Origin of the sequence: Campylobacter sp. US53 (assembly GCF_004378995.1) — a bacterium.
GTDB lineage: Bacteria > Campylobacterota > Campylobacteria > Campylobacterales > Campylobacteraceae > Campylobacter_D > Campylobacter_D jejuni.
Genome location: NZ_RYYH01000001.1, coordinates 174,044 through 191,140 on the forward strand (window position 1 = coordinate 174,044; position 17,097 = coordinate 191,140).

Genomic DNA, 17,097 nt, shown 5'->3' on the forward strand with positions numbered 1-17,097 from the left:
TAATTATAAACAAAATTTGACAAAAAGTGCATTTTTTTACTAAAATCACATTTTACAAAAATTATTCTGCTAAATCTTACGAGGACTTATGGAAAAAGAAAAAAAACAACATCAAAGAACCCACGTTCCAGTGGAAGGTTATAAAATCGAAGAATTAAAATTATTAGATCTAGAAAATCTAGTTAAAATCGCTAATGAATGTGAAATCGAAAATCCAAGAGAATTTCGCCGCCAAGAACTTATTTTTGAAATTTTAAAAGCACAAACAAAAAAAGGCGGTTTCATACTTTTTACAGGGATTTTAGAAATTTCTTCTGAAGGTTATGGCTTTTTAAGAGGCATGGACTCTAATCTTAGCGATAGTGTTAATGACGCTTATGTTTCAAATTCACAAATTAGAAAATTTGCTCTGCGTGTAGGCGACATCGTTACAGGACAGGTAAGAGAACCAAAAGATCAAGAAAAATACTACGCTCTTTTAAAAATCGAAGCGATCAATTATCTACCTTTGCAAGAAGCCAAAGAAAGACCTTTATTTGATAACTTAACCCCTATTTTTCCAACAGAAAAAATCAAACTCGAATACGATGCTATGAAGCTTACGGGTCGTGTTTTGGATCTTTTTACTCCTATAGGAAAAGGACAACGCGGACTCATCGTTGCTCCACCACGCACAGGTAAAACAGAGCTTATGAAAGAACTTGCTGCTGCTATTGCAAAAAACCACCCAGAAATGCATTTAATCGTGCTTTTAGTCGATGAAAGACCTGAAGAAGTTACCGATATGCAAAGATGTGTAAAAGGTGAAGTTTTTAGTTCTACTTTTGATTTACCTGCTTATAATCACGTGCGTGTAGCTGAACTCGTGATAGAAAAAGCCAAAAGAATGGTAGAAACAGGAAAAGATGTTATTATCTTACTTGATAGCATCACAAGACTGGCGCGTGCTTATAACACCGCAACTCCAAGCAGCGGAAAAGTCCTAAGCGGTGGGGTAGATGCTAATGCCCTACATAAACCAAAACGCTTCTTTGGCGCAGCTAGAAATATAGAAAATGGAGGCTCTTTAACCATAGTTGCTACAGCTTTAATTGATACAGGTTCAAGAATGGATGATGTAATTTTTGAAGAATTTAAAGGTACAGGAAATAGCGAAATAGTTCTTGATAGAAATATCGCCGATAGAAGAATTTATCCTGCAATTAATATCATCAAATCAGGAACAAGAAAAGAAGAATTACTCCAAGGCGTAGCAAATCTTCAAAAAATTTGGGCAATCCGTTCAGCAATTTCTCAAATGGATGATGTTGAGGCGTTGAAATTTTTATATTCTAAAATGCTTAAAACCAAAGACAATGTAGAACTTTTATCTATAATGAACGAGTAGAAAATGCTTCAAGCTTTAGCGATTAAATACAGACCAAAAACCTTTGATGAACTCATAGGACAAAAAACAGTTAGCGTAAGTTTAAAATACGCTCTAAATCATAATCGCTTAGCTCATGCTTATCTTTTTTCAGGACTTAGAGGAAGTGGAAAAACTTCAAGTGCTAGAATTTTTTCTCGTGCTTTAGTTTGCGAACAAGGGCCAAGTGATACTCCATGTGGTACTTGCAAACACTGTCTTGCAGCACTTGAAGGCAAACATATAGACATTATAGAAATGGATGCTGCAAGCAACCGTGGACTTGAAGACATACAAACCTTAATCGAACAAACCAAATACACCCCTTCTATGGCAAGATTTAAAATTTTCATCATCGATGAAGTGCATATGCTTACCCAACAGGCTGCAAATGCGCTTTTAAAAACCTTAGAAGAACCACCAAACTATGTTAAATTTATACTTGCAACCACAGATCCTTTAAAACTTCCAGCTACTGTGCTTTCAAGAACGCAACATTTTCGTTTTAAACAAATTCCACAAAGTGAAATTTTAAATCATCTTAAAGAAATTTTACTTAAAGAAAATGTTAAATTTGAAGAAGAAGCTTTAAAATTTATAGCAAGAAGTGGCAACGGATCTTTAAGAGATACTTTAACCTTGCTTGACCAAGCTATTATTTTTTGTCAAAATGAAATCAGCATTAGTAAAATTACAGATATGCTAGGCTTTTTAGATCCTCAAAAAATCAAAGCCTTTTATCAGGCTATTTTAACAAAAGACAAAGAAAAAGTTTTTGCATATTTGGAAGAATTACAAGACTATGAAGCCTCAAGCGTGATTGATGAAATGCTTTTTTATTTAAAAGAAAGCTTTTTTGCAAAAAGTACAGAATTTTCTACTTTAATTTATGAAAGATTTTTCCGTATTTTATCAAAAGCTAAAAATATGCTTTGTGATGATGATGGCTTTACACTTTGTGTTATGGCTTTTATGATGATGGAAGCAAGTCATTTAAAAGAAATTGACGCACAAATCCAAGAAATCAAACAAGAAAATACAACAAATATTACACCTAGGATCACACCTGCTCCTATCATACCTAATCTTGAGAAAAAAATAGAAAAAAATGCTTATGAAATCTTGCTTGATAGTATTTATGATAGGGATTTTGATCTTGCAGAATGCTTTAAACAAAGCACAAAATTTATTAGTTTTGAAAACAATACCTTAAATATAAGCTCAAACGCACAAGGACAAAATCGCGACACACTCAATAAAGGTTTTAAACTCATACAAGAACTTTTTAAAGCTAAATTTGGAGAAAATGCTAAAATTAATGTGCAAAAAGCACTAACAATTGATGAAAATAAGCTTCAATCCTTAACTCAAGAATTACCAAACAATGAAAATAAAAACATAGATATTCAAAGTTCTATTAATATGCTTAAAGAAGGGGCCAAAAAATTTGACCCACAAGAAGATCTTAAAGAGGCTCTTAAAGATTGTTTTGGAGAGCCTAGTATAGAAAATTAATCATCATTTTTAAGAGAGATGAAAATCAAAGCTAAAAACATATAAGTTACCAATCTTGTAGCATCAGGTAAACCGTTCCAAACATTACTCATCCACATTTCAAACCATTCTGCAGCAACTACTTGGAAGGCAAACCATAAAATACAACAACAAATTAAAGAAATAATCCCAAAAATCTTAACATTATGAAAGTTTTGAACATCTAAATTTCTAGCTTTAAACATATCATAAGCACCTTTTTAGAGCTGTTAAGGCAATAAAAGTTCAAAAAGAATAATTGCTATATAGCTTATATGATGAATCACAGGAAAAGTAATAGCCCTATAAACATAGCATTACCTAAATAAATCAGGCTTTGTATCCATACTCATCACATGCGAAACAAATTGGAAATTAGAATTGTAATCTATCACATTTCCAAAAACCACTATACCTGCTAACGATGCAAAATAATTTTTGAAAATCAAATCATTTTACTTATGCAAAAACATTTTTATTACATTTATACCATTTTAATAATATATTATTAATAAAAATTAAATTTTTAAATTCTTTTAAGTCTTAAAGAATTAAGCACCACGGTAACAGAGCTAAAACACATTGCAAGTGCTGCTATATGAGGACTTAAAGTGATAAAAGGCACAAATCCTGCTGCGATAGGAATGCAAAATATATTATATATAAAAGCCCAAAAAAGATTTAGCTTAATAATACTGCGTGTTTTTTTAGCAAGTTTAAAACATTTAAAAATCGCTGATAAATCATCCTTTATCAAGATAAAATCTCCTGTTTTTTTTGCAAGCTCATTTGCCTTTGAAAAACTCATACTCACGCTTGCAGCAGATAAAGCCGCCGCATCATTGATCCCATCTCCTACAAAAAGAGTTTTTTTAAATTTTTGAATGATTTGTAGTTTTTCTTCACTCTTAAGTTGAGCGTGAAATTCATCTATTTGTAATTCTTTGGCTATTTTTTCTACATTTTCTATATGATCACCACTTAAAATAAAAGTTTTAAGATTTTGCCCTTTTAAATTTAACACAAGCTCTTTAGCCCCATCTTTTAAAGCATTGCTTAATAAAACACTGCCTAAACACTTTTTATTCTTAGCAAAATACACCCTAACATATTCTTTAAAAGAATCAAAAAAGATATCGCTTTCTTTTGTGTCAACTTCATTTTCGTGCAAAAACTCCGCACTACCTACAAGATAAATATCATTATCTTCTTTGTATTTTATGCCAGAACCCACAATCACTCTTCCTTCACCCTTTAAATCAAAAATTTGATCTTTATGTAAAGCCTTGGCTATAGGATGAGAGCTTAAACTTTCAATTTGACACAATTTATCAAAATCATCTTTAGAAAGATTGTGTTTAAAAATACTCAAATTTTCCTTTGTTAATGTACCTGTTTTATCAAAAAAAGCATACTTAACCAAGGCTAATTTTTCCAAAGCAGCAGGATTTTTAATAAGAATGAAATTTTTTGCCGCATTTGAACTTGCCACAACCAAAGCTATAGGCGTTGCAAGACCTAAAGCGCAAGGACAAGAAATCAAAAGCACAGCACAAGCGTGCAAAAAAGCTGTATTTAAATCTGCTTTTACCACCCAAAAAACAAAAACTAAAAAAGCAAAAAATATTATACCCCCTACAAAGTATTTAGAAATTTGATCTGCTAAATTTGCCAAAGGACTTTTGATATTTCCTGCTTCAAAAACTAGATTTTTGATTTGTTCTAAAGTACTATCCATAGCCTTTTTATTTGCTTTAATCCTTAAAACACCATTTAAAACCACTGCTCCTGCTTGAACTTCATCGCCTTCTTTTTTTAAAACAGGCAAAAACTCCCCATTTAAAAAACTCATATCAAGCTCTGCGCTTCCTAAAAGCACCACTCCATCTGCAACAATGCTTTCTCCTTCTTTTACCAAAAGCACATCGCCACTTTTGACAAAAGAACTTGGAATTTCTTTAATACTTTCATCTTCAAGCAAAATTTTTGTCTTTTTTGTGTCTATATTTTCTAAAATTCTTTGATAATCTTGTGCCTTAAATTTAGCCTTACTTTCAAGATATTTTCCTAAAAGCACAAAGGAAATAATCATCATTGCACCACTAAAATACAAATCTTCTTCTTTAAAAATTTGCAAATACACTAAAAAAGAATACACAAAAGCACTCAAAGTCCCCAAAGCTACAAGGGTATTCATATCTAAATTTTTGCTTTTAAGGCCTAAAAAAGCATGAGAAAAAAAGTCTCTCCCGCAATAAAATATCCCAAAAAAACTCAAAGCCATTTGGATATTTTGCGAAAAAGAACTTTTAACAAACATTTCAAAATACATAATAATCACACTCAAAACTATACTTAAAAGCAAATTTTTTCTTAACTCTAAGTGTTTTTTTGCCTTGTATGCGTTCAAGCTTTGTTCATCTTCTAAAATTTCAAAGCCTAAATTCTTAATTTTTGCGATGATATCTTTGCGTTTTTCTTGATTTTCAAGTAAAAAAACCCCGCTAGAATTCACATAAGAAACGCTAGCATCTTTAACACCATCAATTTTTTTACAAGATCTTTCTATGGCATTAGAACAATTAACGCAAGTCATTTTACCTATTTTTATACGCAATTCTTCCATTATAAACGCTCCACAATCTCAAAACCTAAATCTTGAAATTCTTTTGTAAAATTTGATACTTGATTTTCTTCTAAATTTAAACTTAAAATTTTTTGCTCCAAATCCACTTCTATATTTCCAAATTCATCTTCAAGGGAATTTTTAATCAAATTTACACAATTCATGCAATTAACATTTTTTACTTTAAATTTCATTTTCACTCCTTATAGGTTGTATAGTAATGTGTCCGATTTCAAATTCATGTAGTAATTTATGGGATAAATCCTGAGATAGTTTTTCAAATTCCTTTAGATCACAAACTTTCACTTTTAAATGCATAGAAGCTACTAGCATTTTATTGGTAATTTGAGTAATATGCAAATCCACCACCTCATCCACACTAGGATTTAAAAGCAAAACTTGTTTTACTTTTTCTATATCCACAGGAGAACTTTCAAGCAAGACATTAGCGCTTTGTTTAAGCAAGATAATCGCCCATCTTAAAAGCAAGATTGATAATACAATAGCTAAAATCGTATCTATATAAACAATACCACTAAAATACACCACTATCCCACCTATAATAACCGCTAAAGAACCCAATAAATCGCTCATCATATGTAAAAAAGCGGATTTCATATTGACATTTTCTAAATTTGCACCCTTAAACATCATCAAAGCATTAACCCCGTTTACCAAAAAGCCCAAAATAGCTACAATTATCATGGTTTTAGCGTCAATTTCTTTTGGATTAATAAATTTTTCTATAGCCTCATAAATGATAAATAAAGCCGATAAAATAATGGTTAAAGCATTGATAAAAGCCACTAAAACTTCAAGACGAAAATACCCAAAGGTCTTTTGATGATCTTGCCATTTTTCTACAGCAATAATGGCTAAAAAACTAAGAGCTAAGGCAAAAACATCAGAAAACATATGCAAAGTATCGCTTAAAAGTGCCAAAGAATTTGAAAGGATTGAATAAATAAATTGCACAAGCATCATAGAAAAAGTCATTAAAAGAGAAATTTTTAAAATCTTTTTATCCATACTCCTTGCATCAGCATGGGAATGATGATGTTCATGAGAATGTTCTTCGTGATTATGATGACAAGATTTGTTAGCTAAAGGCTCGTGTGATAAAAATTTATACATCTTATATCCTTTTTGCTTGACATTTTAAGATATTAAGTTAAAAAGGATATAAATTTTTGTTATTTTTATAAAAATTAAAAGTCAAAAAGCTCGCCTAGCCAACTTTCTTTCTTTTTCTTTTTATAGTAATCATTGTGCTGATGATAAGCTGAGTCATTATATCTTGACTCTTGTCTTGGAGCTTGGTTAAAATTTGCTGTATTAGGGACACTGCGTTCTATGATTTTGTCAAGTTCTCCACGATCAAGCCAAACGCCACGACACTTTGGACAATAATCAATCTCAACTCCACTTCTATCACTCATAATCAAATCTACATTACAAACTGGACATAACATACAATACCTTTTTTTTAAATTTTTGATTTAAAATTATAAAAAGAAATATTAAACAATTTTACAACAAGTTTTAATGTTTTTTTGCATGTCTAGTCATCATAAAACTTTGTTCAAAAAATATAAGCAAAGTAACACTCACTCCTATAGCTAGAGCCAAAGTCACAGAAACGGTTGTAAAAAAATAATCAAAAAATTGAACCAAAAATTCAGACTTAGCCTTCAAATCATCACTGCGTATAAAAGAAATAAGATACAAAATCGCTTTATAAGCATAAATTCCAGGTATCATAGGAATAAGAGCAGGAAAAGCGATAATTTCAGCAGGGGTTTTGATGATTTTTGCTAAAGCAATTCCTAAACATCCTATGCAAAATGAGGCAACAAAAGTTGCGATTGCTAAAGTTTGAAAATGAAAATATTCCACCAAAGTAAAACGAAGCCCATGTGCAATTGCCGCTAAAAGAGCAGATAAAATAAGGGTTTTTAAAGGTGGATTGCAAGCATAAGCAAAGCCAAATCCCGCCACAGCAGCAAAAAACATATCTCTTAAAATAAATTCAATCATCTTAAAATCCCAAAATCTGAAATACTAAGCGTCATGTAAATTCCAAGTGCTATACAACAAATCAAAATAGCCACGCTGATAATACGACTAAACCCCATTAAAATATGATCTTTTAATATATCAATCACAGAATTTATAAAAAATACCCCTGGTATAAGATACAAGATACTAGAACCCAAAGCCACATCAGAGGTATTGGTATATCCCATATCCAGTCCAAAAAATACAAACCACGATGAGACAAAAGAACAAAGGATGTATTGAATTCTTAAATCAATCTTTGCTTTAGTTAAAATATATCTTAACAACAATCCCACAAAAGTTGCAAAAAACACTAAATTTCCAGCGCCAAAATCACCACCAAAAAGCCTACAAAAAGCCGAATTTGCCATAGAAACAAATAAAAGATTAAGCAAATAAGAATGCTTTTTTTGTTGAGAAATTTGCTCAAAAACGACTTTTGCTTTTTCAAGATCGTATTTGTGATCATATATAGCCCAGCTTAAAGCACTTAAATCAAAAATAAGCTTAAAATTAACATGGGCATGATGATTGGGTATAACATAAGTTCTTTGAATGGAGTTATCATCTATATCTACAATATTTAAAGTAATATGATGAAAAAAGAAATTGATATTGATCTCATAGCCATAAACCTCGGCTATTCTTCCTACGCATTTTGCTACCCTAGCTGTATAAGTTCCAGCGCTTAATAAAGTTTTAGTATATACGATTAAAAAATTAGTTAATCTTTGTATATCAGGTTTTTCCATATTTTAATCATCTTTAACTTGAATTTATTATAATTATAGCAAATTTGAAAATAATAAAGAAAAAATATTTACAATTTAAATCATTTACTAAAAGGCTTTTTGATTTTGATATAAATTAAGCTTGCGAAAATCACAAAAATAATTATAATGATTAAAATTTGAGTTAAATAAGTTTTAATCAACTCTTCATTTTGTCCTATATAATAACCCAAAAATACAAGTATAGCCACCCAAATAGCACTACCAAGCGCAGTAAAAAGTATAAAATTTACAAGTTTCATTTTTACCAAACCTGCGGGCATAGAGATGTACTGACGAATTCCTGGTAAAAGACGACAAGTAAAGGTTGAAAATTCCCCATGTTTGTTAAAAAATTCTTCAAATTTAGCAAATTTGGCTTCATTTATACCAAAATACTTACCCCATTTTAATACAAAATTTTTACCCCAAAAAAAGCAAATATAATAATTAATCAAAGCCCCTAAAACAGAACCTAAAGTCCCACTAAGTATACAAAAAGTAATATCAAGTTCACCTTTATGTGCTAAATATCCAGCAGGTATCATAACAACTTCACTTGGAAAAGGTATAAAACAACTCTCTAGGGTCATTAAGATAATAATACCCAAATACCCCCAAGCACTAGCCGTCTCAACAATAAAAGAAATGGTTTCTTGCATATTAGCCTTATTTGAAGAAAATTTTAAAAAATTGTAGCTAAAAAATTAAACAGTAAAAAGCGGTTTTACACCGCTTTTTTTATTTACCTGCAACTGAAACTTGATTTGGATTGTCTGCTGCACGAGCGATCATGCACTCTTTTAAAACAGCAGCATCAGCTGGATCGCTAACTTTTTTACTAATCCAGCGTTCAACTTGTTTCATTGTTTTTGACTCTGGCTCTGGAGCTTCGTATTTTGCCATCAAACTTGCACAATCAGCCAAAGCAATGATAGGTAATAAACTTGCAAAAAGTATTTTTCTCATCTTTTGCTCCTTAGAATTTTACATTATACATTAACATGATATTATCAGCTCTTGCTTTATCTTTTTTCGCTCCACCAAATGGTAAGCCACGATTTCCCCATTTATTTTGGATATTGGTATAGCTTAAGCGCAAGAATTGATATCTATCAAGTTGATAAATCACATAAACATCGTGAGCCGTTCCTCTTGTCATTCTTATATTAAGTGGATCATTGATACTTGGACGGCTCATAGTATACCAGTATCTACTTCCCCAGAAGAACTCATACCCTACTTTTAAAGCCTTGGTAAAATCATAGCGTCCACCTACATGTACCGCATAGCCATCTTCTTCATTAAACTTGCCATCGCCATAACCTTGTTTTTGAAGAATTCCACTTAATGTCGAACTTAATTGATTGTTATTTCCATGAGAATAACCCAAGGAGATGAAATAGTTGAAATTTGTCCCAAAAGCTTTGTAATTTTCAAAATGAAGATTTGCTATAGTTAAATCTCCTAAATTTACTACACCATCATCATCAAGAATAGTAGTAGTACCATTATTAGGTAAACCAATTGGACCATTGTTAAGTGGTAAAGCAAAATCGCTTAAATATGCAATATTAAATAATATTAAATTATCTCCCATGCCTTCTATAGGAAGCTCTCCTTCTACTGCAGCATAATAAAGATTTGCATCAGCATCTTTTTGATCGCTCATCCAGTCTCTTACCTTGCCTTCTTCATCCCATTGATAAGTTTTACCATAAGCTGCACGGATAGCTACCTTATGATCTTGCAAACTTTCAGGCTTATAAGTGATCACCGCTGCATCACCTAGAGCATTGATTGCTAAGGCTGGATAAGTGGATTGTCTTAAAGCATTGTTTCTAAGATTACTTCCTGGACCATCGGTTCCTGGTTGTCTTCCTACAGTCGCAATCCACTCAGGTGTGATATAGTAGTCAAGATAAGCCCTATCTACATAAAGTACAGGTCCACTTGTTCTTGTGTTTCTTCCTGCATCTAAGTCATAAGGAGTACCACTCCAACCCATTTGAGACCAGTTTTTAGCCATAGATAAACGACCATAGAATTTGGTTTTATCATTAATATCAGCATTCATATTTAAATGAAGCTCATTCATCCATTTGTTGTTAGCACTATAATCTTGTCCGCTAACTTTATAGTTTGTATTTGAAACCGCTGTTGAAAACTCAAGACCAAATTTAACCTTGCTTAAAGCAGCTTGAAATTCTGTTTCATCAGCTCTATCATTAAGATCGGCAAGTTCAGCTTTTACAGCTTCATTTTGCTTAGCTTGAGCTTCTCTTTCTTTTCTGATTTGTGCAAGTTCGGCTTGAATTTGCGCAAGCTGTTTTTGAAGCTTGGTTATCTCATCATCTGCATTTTTAGCAAAAAGTGAAGATGAAAGAAGACAAGCACTTAAAATAAGTGAAAACTTAGTTTTCATAATCATAACTCCTTGTAATTTTGTTACATTTAACTGAAATAAAATTATAATTATAGAAAAAAAAGCTTTAAAAAAAATTATGTGTTAATTATTTTTAGCTAGTCAAACTTATGGACTAGCTTTGTAAATTATAGTTTCAAAAAAGTTTTAAAATTTTAAATTTTATCGCAAATTTTTATATCTAGAATTTTATCTCCTTGGCGTATAGAGTCTAAAACTTCTAAACTTTCCTTATCTTTTGGATCAATTTGCCCAAAAACAGTATGAACTCCATCTAAATGAGCTTGAGGGCTGTGACAAATAAAAAATTGAGAGCCACCCGTATCGCGTCCTGCGTGTGCCATAGATAAAGTTCCACGCTCATGTTTATGTTCTTGATCATCACATTCACAAATGATTTCATATCCAGGTCCACCTATACCATTGCCGTGCGGACAACCTCCTTGTATAACAAAATTTGGGATCACACGATGAAAATTTAAATCTTTATAAAATCCTTCATTAGCCAAAGTAGCAAAATTACAAACCGTTTGTGGAGCCTCATCGCCAAAAAGTTTTAGTTTCATTGTGCCTTTTTCAGTTTCTATGAGAGCAAATTTGTATTCATTTACTTTGCTTGTGTCAATTGTTTTTATCATTATTTCTCCTTAATCTATATTTGTATAAACAGCTTGAACATCATCATCATCATCTAACTTATCTAAAAGTTTTTCTATATCGCTAAGCTGTTCTTCGCTAAAGCTTACAGGATTGTTTGGTATGTATTCAAGTCCTGCTTTTTTAAGAACTAAACCCTTAGCTTCTATAGCAGAGCTTAGCTCACCAAAGGCAGTATAATTACCGCTAATTACCAACTCTTCTTCATTTTGTTCTAATTCTTCAAGCCCTGCATCGATCAAATCAAGTTCTAATTCTTCTAAATCTCCTGCAAATTTTTCAAGATGAAAAACCGCTTTTCTAGTAAACATAAAGCCTAAAGATCCATTTTGTAAAACTTCTCCACCATTCTTGCTAAAAATAGCTTTAACATTAGCCACGGTGCGTGTAGGGTTATCGCTCATACATTCAACTATAACTAAAGCTCCATGTGCAGCTTTTCCTTCATAATGAATGTTTTTAATATCTACACCATCTTTTCCACTTGCACGCTTAATAGCTGCATCTATATTATCTTTTGGCATATTATTTGCTTTTGCTGTAGCTATGGCACTTCTTAATTTTGGATTCATATCAGGATCAGCGCCACCTTCTTTAGCGGCTACTTGTATGGCTTTAGCAAGCTTAGGAAAAAGCTTGCTCATTTTATCCCATCTAGCCTCTTTAGAAGCTCTTCGGTATTCAAATGCTCGTCCCATAAATTCTCACTTTCTTTAAAGATTTTCAAACTTAAAAGTATAAACTAAAAAGGCTAATTAAAGCTTTAAATGGTATGATTTTACCATTTATTTTAGGAGAAGTTTTTGAATATCGCAAAAAAAGAACTTTTTGTTGCTTGGTTTTTCTTGATTGCTGCTATTGTATTTGAAGTTTTAGGCACTAGTTTTTTAAAAATGGAAAATCAAATTTTAGGCTATATATTCATGGCTTTATTTATAGCTTTTTCTTATTTTTTTATGGGTAAAGCGATTAAAAAAATTCAAATAGGCATAGCCTATGCTGTATGGGAACTTTTAGGGATTATCCTTATACTTTTAGTTTCTTTTATAGTTTTTAAAGAGAGTTTAACCTTAACTCAAATTCTAGGCATTATTCTTTCTATCATTGGAATTATCATGATTAACATAGGCGAGGTTAAAGAATAATGTATATTTTTATCATTATTCTATCGGCATTGTTAGATATCGTAGCAAATTTATTACTAAAAAAATCAGATGGTTTTAAGCATAAAATTTGGGGCTTGGCTGCTATTATCAATGCTATACTTGCTTTTTTTCTACTTTCTTTTTCTTTAAAATATGTTCCTTTAAGCATAGCTTACTCAACTTGGGGTGCTATAGGCATCATAGGAACTTGTCTTGGTGGATGGATTTTATATAAAGAAAAATTAAACAAAATAGGAATTTTAGGTATCATTATCGTAATAATAGCAGTATTTTTGCTAAATTATTAAAACAGCAAAATGCTGTTTTAATGTTCCATTTTGTTTTTCGCTTCAATACCCATTAAAGAAAATGCAGTTTTAATACTAAGAGCAACTAAAGAAAATAATTTCAGTAAATCATTTTCATTTGCAGAGCCTACAACTTTATTTTCATTGTAGAATTTATGAAAATTTGCAGCTAAATTTTTAAGATAATCAGGAATTTTTTGCAAAGCTCTAGCCTCAAAAGCATCGTTTAAAATAGCCTTTAAATTCAAAGCTTCAAAAAGCAAATTTACGCCATCTTGATTTAAACTTTGCAAATCAGCTTTCATTACATCATCGATTTTTTTACCAGCTTTAGCAAATACTTGATGAATTCTAGCGTGTGCGTAGTTGATATAATATACAGGATTAGAGCTATCTTCTTTTTGCAAATCACTAATATCAAATTCCAAATGAGTATCACACTTTTTACTCAAAAAGATATAACGCAAAGCATCACTTCCTATCTCATCAACTACATCGCTCATCAAGATAAAATTTCCTGCTCTTTTACTCATTTTATAAGGCTCTCCATCTTTAAGCAAGGAAACCATTTGTGCTAAAATAATCTCAAGATTATTAGAGTCAAATCCCAAAAACTCCATCGCAGCTTTCATTCTAGGGATATAACCATGATGATCTGCTCCCCAGATATTAATACACTTTCCATAACCACGACTCATTTTATCTTTATGATAAACAATATCTGCTGCCAAATAAGTCCCGCGTCCATCTTCACGGATAATTACACGATCTTTTTCGTCGCCTTTTTGCGAAGAAGCAAGCCAAATTTTACCTTCTTGCTCATAAATTCCTTTATGCTCTTTTAAAGATTCTAAAGTTATATTTAAAGCATCATAATACGATCTTTCGCTTACATAGCTGTCAATTTTTATCTTTGCTTGTTCTAAATTTTGTTTAATCAAAACAAGCATTTTATCTTTTGCCCAATCAGCCAAACTAGGGATATTTTCTTCGCTAAAAAATTCTTTACCAAATTTTTCAAAAGCTTCTTTTGCCAAATCCGCTATATATTCGCCTTTGTAATATTGCTCTGGATATTCAACATTTTCATGAAGTGTATTTTCTTTCACACTTAGTAAAATAGAAAGCCCTAGTAAATAAATTTGATTACCCGCATCATTGACATAGTATTCTGTATCGAATTTATAGCCCAAATGTCTTGCAAGTCTTGTTAAGGTGTCTCCAAAAACAGCGCCTCTTGCATGTCCTATGTGTAAAGGCCCGGTAGGATTTGCACTCACATATTCAAGCAAAAAACTTTCTTGTTTTTTTTCTCCTTTAGTAAAATCATTTGGATTTGTTAAAGCCTGATTTGCAAGCTCATTTAAAAAAGTTTTGGAAATTCTAAAATTTAAATACCCATTTACAGCTTCAACCGATTCAAAACAATCATGATTTTGAAATTTGTTCGCTAAGTCGCTAGCGATTAACATAGGAGATTTTTTTAATTCCTTAGCCAGTGAAAAAGCCAAAGGGGTAGCAAAATGTGCTAAATTTTTATCCTTTGGATTTTCAAGTGTAAAATCACACTCTAAAATCTTTTTAATTTCATTAAAAATAATACTTTTCAAAAGACTAAACCTTAAGCTTTTTTTGTTTCGTCTATACTTGCATCAGCATTTGTATTATTAGTTGTGTTTTTGTTTTCTTCTATTTTTTGAGTATTTTTTGCTACTTCATCATCATTATTCATTTCATCTTTAAAAGTTTTAATACCTTTGCCTAAACCCTTTGCAAGTTCTGGAATTTTTTTTGCTCCAAAAAGCAATACAACAATCAATAAAATAATCAACCAATGACTTGGACTTGACCAACCACCCATTTTATTCTCCTTTATTCCAAATATTTTGAATTTGCCCTAGATTCTGCCCTTTGGTTCTAAATTTATGGGCGATTAAAATCGCTCGCAATGCTTCATAACTTTGCTTTAACTCATCGTTAATGATAAGATAATCATACTCGCTAAGCTCTTTCATTTCATCACTAGCGTTTTGTAATCTTTTTTCTAGTTGTATTATTGTATCAGTATTTCGCTTAATAAGTCTTTTTTTTAACTCATCTTTATTTTTTGTAGTAATAAAAACAGAAATAATTTTATCAGCCATTTTTTGTCTGGCTATTTTAAATCCTTGCACATCAATATCAAAAACAACTATTTTTCCATTATCTAAAGCATCTTGAGTGTGCTTTAAAGAAGTGCCATAAAAATTTTCATGCACCTTAGCCCATTCTAAAAAATGATCACCATCTATACCTTTTTGAAATTCTTCATGGGATATAAAATGATAATGTATTCCATTTTTTTCACCCTCTCTTGGTTTGCGAGTTGTTGAAGAAATAGAAAAATAAAGCTCATCTTCAAATTCATCAAAAAGTTTTTTTAAAAGAGTTGATTTTCCAGCTCCACTAGGACCTGAAATCAACAAAATAAAACCTTGCAATTTTAATCCTCTTTAAAGCTAATGTTTATATTTATGTTCATATTTATACCCTTAAGAGCAGCTTTTAAGGTATCATCCTTAATACTTGAAGTGATCGCTCCTACTATGCTTTGGCTAAGCTCATTGACTATCTCTTCACTATTATCATCTTTAGTTGCATTACTTACTATAGGCTCTTCATTTTTTTCTACAATTTCCTCTCCAAGAGCTTCTTGTATATCACTTTCTTTCAATGCATCAAAATCACTTATATTTAAATTTGGCACAACCACTTCCTCTTCATTTGTTCCTAATTCTTTATCGTCTAAAATTGGCTCATCTTTAAAATCTTCTAAAACCTTGCTACTATTATCACTATCAATACCATAATCAAGCTCATCAAGTTGAGCTAGTTCTTCTTTAATCTGATCTTGAGTGCTCAAATTTGAAATAAAATCATCCATTTCATCTTGAACATCTTCTTCCACAACAGGAGCAAACTCCTCTAAAATTTCCTCTGATTCTTCATTATCTTTTGCTTGACCTAAAAATTCAGCATCCTCAGGAAGATCATCAAAATCCATTTCTTTTTCTTGCTCTTCGACCACAGGAAGATCATCAAAGTCGCTTATATTAGCTTGTAATTCTTTGTTATCTTCTAAATCTTCATCATTTTTATCATCTTCTTTGATTTCTAAATCTTCATCATTTTTATCATCTAGCTCATCTAAACTAGGCTCAGTATCCAAAGCTGTATGTTCTTGGCTTAAGTCTTCTTTTTCGTTTTTACTATCTTCTAAAGTTAAATCTAAATCAGTTTGAATGTTTTCTTGAGTCTGTTCTTTAGTTGTTTCTTGTTCTAAATTTTCATCTTCTAAATTTTGAACTTCTAAAGCTTTGTTTGCATTATCATCTTGAGATTCACTAAGCTCTTCTTGCATTTCTAATGCATTTGTTTTAGAATCGTCTAATAATTCTTGCTTTTCTATTTCTTCATTTTTATCATCTTCTTTGATTTCTAAATCTTCATCATTTTTATCATCTAGCTCATCTAAACTAGGCTCAGTATCCAAAGCTGTATGTTCTTGGCTTAAGTCTTCTTTTTCGTTTTTGCTATCTTCTAAAGTTAAATCTAAATCAGTTTGAATGTCTTCTTGAGTCTGTTCTTTAGTTGTTTCTTGTTCTAAATTTTCATCTTCTAAATTTTGAGTTTCTAAAATTTTGTTTGCATTATCATTTTGAGCATCATCATCAAAACTCAAATCTTTTATTCCCTCTGAATTTATATCTAAAGAATTTTCATCAGGCAAATCATCCAAATTTAAATTATCTAAATCCAAGCTTATATCAGCATAAGGATTTTCATCATTACTTAATATTGGCAAATCAATAGATGTATGTTTGTTTGTATCTTTATTATTAAGTAAATTTAAAAAATCTGTAGGTAAAAAAGGTTTTTGTAAAATTTGTGCATCTATATCTATATTTTGGTTTCGCGGAGCTAAAAAAATCAATCTATCGCATTTTTCTTTAAGAATTTTTAAAGGTGCTGGAGTATCACTATCTACAATAATCACATCATAATTACCCAAATTTTCACTATAAGCATTAAGTTCTTCAAAATCATAAGACATTTTTTTAGCACTAAGGCTTACAAGTCTTGAAACTACAGGGTTTTCATTTAAAAGTAAAATTTTCATCACTTTAATCC

At 31.2% G+C, this 17,097-nt stretch carries 19 protein-coding genes and 1 pseudogene; 4 read left to right on the plus strand and 16 right to left on the minus strand.

Annotated elements, in window-relative coordinates; all coding sequences use genetic code 11:
• The first annotated feature begins 88 nt into the window (after positions 1 to 88).
• Together rho and ELQ05_RS00885 are read left to right on the plus strand one after the other, a co-directional pair.
• Positions 89 to 1,387 (plus strand): transcription termination factor Rho, encoded by a 1,299-nt coding sequence (rho, locus tag ELQ05_RS00880; protein WP_057042622.1) that lies wholly within the window; start codon positions 89 to 91, stop codon positions 1,385 to 1,387.
• Between the two features lie 3 nt (positions 1,388 to 1,390).
• Positions 1,391 to 2,920 carry a DNA polymerase III subunit gamma/tau gene (locus ELQ05_RS00885; RefSeq protein ID WP_134239849.1) on the plus strand — a complete coding sequence of 510 codons (1,530 nt, stop codon included), beginning with the start codon at positions 1,391 to 1,393 and terminating at the stop codon, positions 2,918 to 2,920.
• Here ELQ05_RS00885 and ELQ05_RS08345 read toward each other — a convergent pair.
• From ELQ05_RS08345 to ELQ05_RS00955, 12 genes and pseudogenes are all read right to left on the minus strand, one after another.
• Positions 2,917 to 3,387, minus strand: a pseudogene (locus ELQ05_RS08345) (DUF2165 family protein). The gene ELQ05_RS00885 and the pseudogene ELQ05_RS08345 overlap by 4 nt on opposite strands.
• A gap of 77 nt (positions 3,388 to 3,464) precedes the next feature.
• The gene (gene copA, locus ELQ05_RS00905; RefSeq protein ID WP_134239850.1) at positions 3,465 to 5,564 is read right to left on the minus strand and encodes a copper-translocating P-type ATPase CopA; all 2,100 of its coding nucleotides are present in this window, start codon (positions 5,562 to 5,564) and stop codon (positions 3,465 to 3,467) included.
• Positions 5,564 to 5,758, minus strand: a complete 195-nt coding sequence (locus tag ELQ05_RS00910; RefSeq protein ID WP_002852760.1) for a heavy-metal-associated domain-containing protein — start codon at positions 5,756 to 5,758, stop codon at positions 5,564 to 5,566. Before ELQ05_RS00910 ends, copA begins: the two co-directional genes overlap by 1 nt.
• Positions 5,748 to 6,698: a CDF family cation-efflux transporter CzcD gene (gene czcD / locus ELQ05_RS00915; protein ID WP_002933228.1), complete on the minus strand. Its 951-nt coding sequence runs from the start codon at positions 6,696 to 6,698 to the stop codon at positions 5,748 to 5,750. Before czcD ends, ELQ05_RS00910 begins: the two co-directional genes overlap by 11 nt.
• 74 nt (positions 6,699 to 6,772) lie before the next feature.
• Positions 6,773 to 7,036 carry a zf-TFIIB domain-containing protein gene (locus ELQ05_RS00920; RefSeq protein ID WP_002933229.1) on the minus strand — a complete coding sequence of 88 codons (264 nt, stop codon included), beginning with the start codon at positions 7,034 to 7,036 and terminating at the stop codon, positions 6,773 to 6,775.
• A 70-nt stretch (positions 7,037 to 7,106) separates the two neighbouring features.
• Positions 7,107 to 7,601, minus strand: coding sequence for a threonine/serine exporter family protein (locus ELQ05_RS00925; protein WP_002853757.1), 495 nt, complete (start codon positions 7,599 to 7,601; stop codon positions 7,107 to 7,109).
• A complete protein-coding gene (locus tag ELQ05_RS00930; protein WP_088303471.1) occupies positions 7,598 to 8,374 on the minus strand; it encodes a threonine/serine exporter ThrE family protein in 777 nt (258 codons plus the stop codon). The genes ELQ05_RS00925 and ELQ05_RS00930 overlap by 4 nt, the downstream gene beginning before the upstream one ends.
• 80 nt (positions 8,375 to 8,454) lie before the next feature.
• A complete protein-coding gene (locus tag ELQ05_RS00935; RefSeq protein ID WP_134239851.1) occupies positions 8,455 to 9,054 on the minus strand; it encodes a DedA family protein in 600 nt (199 codons plus the stop codon).
• A gap of 79 nt (positions 9,055 to 9,133) precedes the next feature.
• Positions 9,134 to 9,361: a hypothetical protein gene (locus ELQ05_RS00940; RefSeq protein WP_002861881.1), complete on the minus strand. Its 228-nt coding sequence runs from the start codon at positions 9,359 to 9,361 to the stop codon at positions 9,134 to 9,136.
• A gap of 10 nt (positions 9,362 to 9,371) precedes the next feature.
• Positions 9,372 to 10,817, minus strand: coding sequence for a DUF3373 family protein (locus tag ELQ05_RS00945; protein ID WP_134239852.1), 1,446 nt, complete (start codon positions 10,815 to 10,817; stop codon positions 9,372 to 9,374).
• Between the two features lie 155 nt (positions 10,818 to 10,972).
• Positions 10,973 to 11,455 carry a peptidylprolyl isomerase gene (locus ELQ05_RS00950; protein ID WP_002933238.1) on the minus strand — a complete coding sequence of 161 codons (483 nt, stop codon included), beginning with the start codon at positions 11,453 to 11,455 and terminating at the stop codon, positions 10,973 to 10,975.
• Between the two features lie 9 nt (positions 11,456 to 11,464).
• Complete coding sequence (locus ELQ05_RS00955) at positions 11,465 to 12,172, minus strand: YebC/PmpR family DNA-binding transcriptional regulator (protein WP_134239853.1); 708 nt, start codon at positions 12,170 to 12,172, stop codon at positions 11,465 to 11,467.
• A gap of 105 nt (positions 12,173 to 12,277) precedes the next feature.
• On the opposite strand from ELQ05_RS00955, the gene ELQ05_RS00960 reads away from it, so the two are divergent.
• Together ELQ05_RS00960 and ELQ05_RS00965 are read left to right on the plus strand one after the other, a co-directional pair.
• The gene (locus tag ELQ05_RS00960) at positions 12,278 to 12,619 is read left to right on the plus strand and encodes a multidrug efflux SMR transporter (RefSeq protein WP_088303475.1); all 342 of its coding nucleotides are present in this window, start codon (positions 12,278 to 12,280) and stop codon (positions 12,617 to 12,619) included.
• Entirely contained in the window at positions 12,619 to 12,927 is a 309-nt protein-coding gene (locus ELQ05_RS00965) for a multidrug efflux SMR transporter (RefSeq protein ID WP_002933241.1), read from the plus strand. Before ELQ05_RS00960 ends, ELQ05_RS00965 begins: the two co-directional genes overlap by 1 nt.
• Before the next feature lie 17 nt (positions 12,928 to 12,944).
• Here the strand turns inward: ELQ05_RS00965 and argS are convergent, their stop codons facing one another.
• The 4 genes from argS to ELQ05_RS00985 are packed head-to-tail and all read right to left on the minus strand — an operon-like array spanning position 12,945 to position 17,086.
• A complete protein-coding gene (argS, locus tag ELQ05_RS00970) occupies positions 12,945 to 14,537 on the minus strand; it encodes an arginine--tRNA ligase (RefSeq protein WP_134239854.1) in 1,593 nt (530 codons plus the stop codon).
• A gap of 11 nt (positions 14,538 to 14,548) precedes the next feature.
• Positions 14,549 to 14,788, minus strand: coding sequence for a twin-arginine translocase TatA/TatE family subunit (locus ELQ05_RS00975; RefSeq protein WP_002852866.1), 240 nt, complete (start codon positions 14,786 to 14,788; stop codon positions 14,549 to 14,551).
• Position 14,789: 1 nt separating this feature from the next.
• Entirely contained in the window at positions 14,790 to 15,407 is a 618-nt protein-coding gene (gene gmk / locus ELQ05_RS00980; protein WP_070317036.1) for a guanylate kinase, read from the minus strand.
• Positions 15,408 to 15,409: 2 nt separating this feature from the next.
• Positions 15,410 to 17,086 (minus strand): highly acidic protein, encoded by a 1,677-nt coding sequence (locus ELQ05_RS00985; protein ID WP_134239855.1) that lies wholly within the window; start codon positions 17,084 to 17,086, stop codon positions 15,410 to 15,412.
• Positions 17,087 to 17,097 lie beyond the last annotated feature (11 nt).

Bases quoted from the DNA above. Each gene is read 5' to 3' on its own strand.
- rho (WP_057042622.1), top strand. From the start codon at position 89: ATGGAAAAAGAAAAAAAACAACATCAAAGAACCCACGTTCCAGTGGAA.
- ELQ05_RS00885 (WP_134239849.1), top strand. From the start codon at position 1,391: ATGCTTCAAGCTTTAGCGATTAAATACAGACCAAAAACCTTTGATGAA.
- copA (WP_134239850.1), bottom strand. From the start codon at position 5,564: ATGGAAGAATTGCGTATAAAAATAGGTAAAATGACTTGCGTTAATTGT.
- ELQ05_RS00910 (WP_002852760.1), bottom strand. From the start codon at position 5,758: ATGAAATTTAAAGTAAAAAATGTTAATTGCATGAATTGTGTAAATTTG.
- czcD (WP_002933228.1), bottom strand. From the start codon at position 6,698: ATGTATAAATTTTTATCACACGAGCCTTTAGCTAACAAATCTTGTCAT.
- ELQ05_RS00920 (WP_002933229.1), bottom strand. From the start codon at position 7,036: ATGTTATGTCCAGTTTGTAATGTAGATTTGATTATGAGTGATAGAAGT.
- ELQ05_RS00925 (WP_002853757.1), bottom strand. From the start codon at position 7,601: ATGATTGAATTTATTTTAAGAGATATGTTTTTTGCTGCTGTGGCGGGA.
- ELQ05_RS00930 (WP_088303471.1), bottom strand. From the start codon at position 8,374: ATGGAAAAACCTGATATACAAAGATTAACTAATTTTTTAATCGTATAT.
- ELQ05_RS00935 (WP_134239851.1), bottom strand. From the start codon at position 9,054: ATGCAAGAAACCATTTCTTTTATTGTTGAGACGGCTAGTGCTTGGGGG.
- ELQ05_RS00940 (WP_002861881.1), bottom strand. From the start codon at position 9,361: ATGAGAAAAATACTTTTTGCAAGTTTATTACCTATCATTGCTTTGGCT.
- ELQ05_RS00945 (WP_134239852.1), bottom strand. From the start codon at position 10,817: ATGAAAACTAAGTTTTCACTTATTTTAAGTGCTTGTCTTCTTTCATCT.
- ELQ05_RS00950 (WP_002933238.1), bottom strand. From the start codon at position 11,455: ATGATAAAAACAATTGACACAAGCAAAGTAAATGAATACAAATTTGCT.
- ELQ05_RS00955 (WP_134239853.1), bottom strand. From the start codon at position 12,172: ATGGGACGAGCATTTGAATACCGAAGAGCTTCTAAAGAGGCTAGATGG.
- ELQ05_RS00965 (WP_002933241.1), top strand. From the start codon at position 12,619: ATGTATATTTTTATCATTATTCTATCGGCATTGTTAGATATCGTAGCA.
- ELQ05_RS00975 (WP_002852866.1), bottom strand. From the start codon at position 14,788: ATGGGTGGTTGGTCAAGTCCAAGTCATTGGTTGATTATTTTATTGATT.
- ELQ05_RS00985 (WP_134239855.1), bottom strand. From the start codon at position 17,086: ATGAAAATTTTACTTTTAAATGAAAACCCTGTAGTTTCAAGACTTGTA.